This window comes from Actinosynnema sp. NPDC050801, assembly GCF_040673975.1.
Taxonomy (GTDB): Bacteria; Actinomycetota; Actinomycetes; order Mycobacteriales; family Pseudonocardiaceae; genus Actinosynnema.
This window is the reverse complement of the sequence record NZ_JBFAQZ010000052.1, coordinates 1-4,965: the sequence shown is the minus strand read 5'-3', so window position 1 is coordinate 4,965 and position 4,965 is coordinate 1. Positions and strand designations below refer to the sequence as shown.

At 68.9% G+C, this 4,965-nt stretch carries 4 protein-coding genes; 2 read left to right on the top strand and 2 right to left on the bottom strand.

Going from position 1 to position 4,965, the window contains the following annotated elements; genetic code table 11:
• Both AB0K14_RS40775 and AB0K14_RS40770 read right to left on the bottom strand, forming a co-directional pair.
• Nucleotides 1–936: dienelactone hydrolase family protein (locus tag AB0K14_RS40775; protein ID WP_360466706.1), on the bottom strand; the 936-nt coding region annotated here is incomplete at its 3' end.
• 294 nt (nucleotides 937–1,230) lie between these two features.
• The gene (locus tag AB0K14_RS40770; RefSeq protein ID WP_360466709.1) at nucleotides 1,231–2,526 is read right to left on the bottom strand and encodes a PHB depolymerase family esterase; all 1,296 of its coding nucleotides are present in this window, start codon (nucleotides 2,524–2,526) and stop codon (nucleotides 1,231–1,233) included.
• 186 nt (nucleotides 2,527–2,712) lie between these two features.
• On the opposite strand from AB0K14_RS40770, the gene AB0K14_RS40765 reads away from it, so the two are divergent.
• Both AB0K14_RS40765 and AB0K14_RS40760 read left to right on the top strand, forming a co-directional pair.
• Nucleotides 2,713–4,116, top strand: coding sequence for a glycosyl hydrolase (locus tag AB0K14_RS40765; protein WP_360466712.1), 1,404 nt, complete (start codon nucleotides 2,713–2,715; stop codon nucleotides 4,114–4,116).
• Nucleotides 4,117–4,242: 126 nt separating this feature from the next.
• On the top strand, nucleotides 4,243–4,965 hold a 723-nt coding region (locus AB0K14_RS40760; RefSeq protein WP_360466715.1), incomplete at its 3' end, for an SGNH/GDSL hydrolase family protein.

Below are 4,965 nucleotides of genomic sequence, written 5' to 3'. Positions count from 1 at the left end.
ATAAGCGCTGCCGGTCGGTTCGCCCGGTGTGGTGGTCGTGGTCGACGTGGTCGTGCTGGTCGGTGGTGTGGAGGGGACCAGCGGGCAGGTGCTCTGGTAGGACCTGACACCGTTCCAGTCGGACAGCGGGCAGAGGAACTGCGTGTAGCGGGTGTCGCTGTCGGTGAAGACCTTGAACCAGGGGATGATGTTGCGCATCATCGTGGGGTTGTTCGAGGTGGGGAAGCCGTGACCGGCGCCGGCCAGTTCGAGGTAGGCCTTCTCGACGGTGCTCGGGATCCCGTTGTAGAGGTTGAGGACGCTGGCGGGGGTCACGGTGCCGTCGTACTGACCGGCCAGCAGCATGGTCGGGACCCTCGTGGTGGTCAGGTTCTGCGAGAAGCTGGCCGGTGCGAGCCCGATCGCGGCCTTCAGCGAGGGCCGCTGGAGGGACGCGTTCGCGGCGCCGCCACCGCCCATGGAGTGGCCCATCACCGCCGTCCGGCTCGCGTCGACCCGGTCCCGCACCGAGCTGCGCTGGGTCAGGTAGTCCAGCGCCGCCAGCAGTTGGGTGCCGCGGGCGTTGTCCCAGTCGTTGCGGTTGTTGGTGTCGATCCCGATGACCACGAACCCGAACGACGCCAGCCAGTGCCCCATCCAGGCACCCTCGGCGGCCCAGGTGGCCGTGTAGCCGGGCACGACGGCGATCGCGGCGAACCTGCCCTGGCTGGTGTCCGTCGGGTAGTAGATCACCCCGCCCCCGAAGCCGTTCCCGGCCGGCACACCGACTTGCGCGGTGGCGAACGTGCCCCGGTTGGCCGAGACGCTGGCCGGCGTGGGGTCGGGACCTCGCTGGTACGGGTTGTCGGCACCGGTCGCCTGCCGGCTCCCACCCGCGACGGTCAACGCCACCAGCATGGTGGTCGCCGCGGCGAGGACGATCCCGTACCTCCACAAGCGACCTGCCGGCCGTCCTGAGCGGACAACCGCGGGTGCGCCCTGGAAAGCGCTTCCACTGGATACCATGGCCTACCTCCTGTCAGATGCGGCGGCGGATCCGTGCACGGCCCATCCCCGCACGAGCGATGACGGCCTTGGACAGCCGGATGTCGGCGAAGGCGCCGTCGGCGGTCCGGCCGCAGGGGAGTGGGTGGGTGCGGCCGAGATCGGACCGGCGGACGGTGGTCTTCACCGGTGATCGGCCGCGGGAGCGGGGAACCGCCCGCGAGGTTCGGCGGTTCCCCGCTGCCCTCAGCGCCGGACCCACCTCTGGTTGGCCTGCCCGTTGCAGGTCCAGAGCGCGATCCGGGTGCCGTTCGCGGTGCCCTGGCCCGAGGCGTCCAGGCACAGGCCCGACTGCGTGCCCTTGACGGAGCCGTCGGACAGCGCGGTCCACTTCTGGTTGGCCTGCCCGTTGCAGTCCCAGATCTGGACGGTGGTGCCGGTGCTCGTGCCCTGGCCGGTGGCGTCCAGGCACTTGTCGCCGTAGACCCTCAGCTCACCGCTCGCCGTGCTCGCCCACTGCTGGTTGACGCCCCCGCTGCAGTCCCACAGCTGCACCGCGGCGCCGTTGGTGCGGCTCGCGGACGCGACGTCGAGGCACCGGTTGGACTGGACGCCGACCAACGAGGTGCCGCCGGACTGCTGTCCGATGCCGAAGAAGCGGATCACCTCGTCGGCGAGGATCTGGAGGTTGTGCGGCTGTCCCTGCTCGCGGACGGCCTCGACCCGGGAGCCGTAGCGGGTGCGGGTCCAGGTGCTGCGCGGGGTGTTGTACTCGGTGGAGGTCGGTGTCGTGCTCACGCCGTGCACGTTCGTCCACTGCTCGATCGCCTCGCCGAAGTTGGCGAACCGCAGCACGTCGTCCTCGGTGCCGTGCCACAGCTGCACCCTGGGGCGGGGACCGCTGTAGCCCGGGTAGGCGCCGCGCACCAGGTCGCCCCACTGCTGCGCGGTCTTGTCGACGCGGCCCTCGGCGCAGTCGGTGTGCCAGGACGCGGAACCGGCGAAGCAGCCGAAGGGCACGCCCGCGAACGACGCGCCCGCCTGGAACACGTCCGGGTAGGAACCGAGCAGGACGTTGGTCATCATGCCGCCGGAGGAGTGGCCGGTGACGAACGTGCGGCCCGGGTCGCCGTTGTGGCGCTGCTGGACGTACTTGACCATGGACACGATGCCCTGGGCGTCGCCTCCGCCGTTGTGCGTCAGCACCGATCGGGAGTGGACGTCCCAGCAGCGGTCGGAGCTGACGGCCGACGGGTAGATGACGATGAACCCGTGCCGGTCGGCCAGTGAGGCGTACTGCGTGCCCCGGTGGAAGTCCTGCGCGGTGCCGGTGCACCAGTGGACGCCGACCACCACGGCGGGCTTGGCCGCCACGTTGTCGGGCACGTACACGAACATCTTGATGCCGCTGGGGTTGTAGCCGAAGTCCCTGACCTCCTGCAGCGAGGCCGCGTGGGCGGGGGAGGGGACCAGCAGCGCCGCCAAGCAGGTGAGCAAGGCGGCGACGAAGGCCGTCGCCGTCCTCGATGTGCCGTGTGCCATCCGAACCGCCTTGTCTCGACGATGAGCGCGGTCAAGCCATGACGGCGGACATTGTTAGGTTCCCGACGAAACAAAGTCAAGAGCGCGTCTCGATCGGCCTGAGGGGTTGACTTTGTTTCGTCACGAACCTAACAATCGATCGCCGATCCGCCTTCGCACCCTCCCGCAATGATCAAAGGAGATCAGATGCGTGCTCTACCACGCCTGGGCAGAGCTCTGCTCGCCCTGGTGCTGACCGCTCCGGCGCTGATGCTGGTGACCGCACCGGCGCAGGCCGCTCCCGCGCCCCTGGTGGCTGTCGGATCCGGCCGCTGCCTGGACGTCACGGGCAACTCCAGCGCCAACGGCGCGCAGGTGCAGATCTGGGACTGCACCGGCGCCGCCAACCAGGGCTGGGAGTTCTCCTCGTCGGGCGACCTGCGCGTGTTCAACGGCTCCAAGTGCCTGGACGTGCCCGGTGGCAGCACCGCCGCCGGCACCCGCCTGGCGATCTGGGACTGCAACGGTGGCGCGAACCAGAAGTTCCGGCTGAACGCGAACGGCAGCATCACCGCCACCCAGTCCGGCCTGTGCCTGGACGTGAACAACCAGGCCACCGCGAACGGGACCGCCGTGAACACCTGGACCTGCAACGGCCAGGCCAACCAGTCGTTCCGCTTCGGCACCGGCGGCGGCACACCCCAGTGCTCGACGAACCCGGTCAACCCGAACGCCTCGCCGCAGGCGCGCAAGCTGCTGTGCTACCTGTACTCCCAGTACGGCAACCACATCATCTCGGGCCAGCAGGAGTCGACCTGGATCGGCGGCCCGGACTACGAGATCAACCACATCCGGAACAACACGGGCAAGTACCCGGCGATCCGGGCGCTGGACTTCGGTGACTCCAAGGACCTCGCCCCGCGCGCCATCGCGTGGTGGAACGCGGGCGGCATCCCGATGATCGGCTACCACATGGGCGCGCCGACCAAGCCCGACACCTACGAGGGCACGCAGATGTCGGTGTCTATCAACGCCGTGCTGACGCCGGGCACGAACGAGTACCGCTCGTTCATCGACCGCCTGGACCAGGCGGCGACCATGCTCCAGCAGTTGGAGAACGCGGGCGCGGCGGTGATCTGGCGGCCGTTCCACGAGGCCGGCGGCACCTGGTTCTGGTGGAGCAAGGAGGGCGGCGGCCAGTACAACCGGCTGTGGAACTTCATGTTCAACTACTTCACCCGCACCAAGGGCCTGGACAACCTGGTGTGGCTGCACGGCTACAACGGCCAGCCGCAGTCGTCGTTCTACCCCGGCAAGTCGGTCGTGGACGTCGGCGGCGCCGACACCTACGCGGGCAACGGCAACTACGACCCGCAGAACGCCATGTACAACTCCGTGCGCAACATCGTCGGCTCCTCCATGCCGATCGCGCTGCACGAGAACGGCCCGATCCCGGACCCCGACCGCCTCCAGTCCACCGGCACGCGCTGGGTGCTGTTCGGCACCTGGCACGGCAACCACCTGACCGTCAGCAACAGCGTCAGCCACCTCCAGAAGGTCTACAACCACAGCTACGTCGTGACCCGCGACGAGCTGCCCAACCTGAAGTAACCCTCCTGTGGCGACGCCGGGACCCGATGCGGTCCCGGCGTTCGCCGTGGGTCGAGGAGAGGCTGCGACGGCCGGGGTGCCGACCGCACACGGAACAGAACCATCGTCTCGCTCGGAAGGTGTGACATGAAAGCGCGCTCGACGTTGAGCAGTGTGCTCGTCGCGGTGCTGACCGCGTTGTTCCTGATCGTGCCGCAGGCCTCGGCCGCCACGCCGACGCGGATCATGGCGTTGGGCGACTCCATCACCGGCTCGCCCGGCTGCTGGAGAGCCCTGCTGTGGCAACACCTGCGCAACACCGGCTACACCGACATCGACTTCGTCGGCACGCTGCCCGCCCCGGGCTGCGGTTTCGCCTACGACGGTGAGAACGAGGGCCACGGCGGGTTCCTCGCCACCCGCATCGCGGATCAGAACCAGCTTCCCGGTTGGCTGTCGGCGACCCGGCCCGACGTCGTGCTGATGCACCTGGGGACCAACGACATCTGGAGCAACATCCCGGCGAGCACGATCCTGAGCGCCTACACCAAGCTGCTCGGGCAGATGCGGGCGAGCAACCCGTCGATGAAGGTCCTCGTGGCGCAGATCCTGCCGATGAGCCCCTCCAACTGCTCCGCCTGCTACCAACGAGTGGTCACCCTGAACAACGCCATCCCCGGCTGGGCCGCGGCGAACTCCACGTCCCAGTCGCCGGTCAGGGTCGTGGACCAGTGGAGCGGCTTCTCCACCTCCTCCGACACCTCCGACGGCGTGCACCCCAACGACAGCGGCATCCGCAAGATCGAGGCACGCTGGTACCCGGCGTTGGCCGCCGCGCTCACCCCCGGCACCACGACCGGTAGCGCGTAC